The 231-nt window shown below is 43.3% G+C and carries 1 protein-coding gene; it reads right to left on the bottom strand.

The features are described 5' to 3' along the window. Positions 1–231 (bottom strand): hypothetical protein (locus EQG63_RS12310; RefSeq protein WP_164974518.1); only part of this gene is annotated, 231 nt, incomplete at both ends.

The following is a 231-nucleotide window of genomic DNA, read 5'->3' on the forward strand; positions in this document are numbered from 1 at the left end:
CACTTAAAGTAACAGTAGCTGTAGCAACTCCTGAACAATACGGACTTCCAGCATAACTAATACTTGCTGTTGGTAATGCCGTAATGGTCACGCTTGTTGTAGCGGTTACCACTCCACATCCACCTGAAGCTAGTGTTGAATATGTTACCGTATACGTTCCTGGAGTAGATGTACTTGGGGTAATTGCTCCTGTTGTCGCGTTTATTGTTAATCCTGCTGTAGAAGCATAAC

The organism is Flavobacterium amnicola, from assembly GCF_004122165.1.
Classification (GTDB): Bacteria; Bacteroidota; Bacteroidia; order Flavobacteriales; family Flavobacteriaceae; genus Flavobacterium; species Flavobacterium amnicola.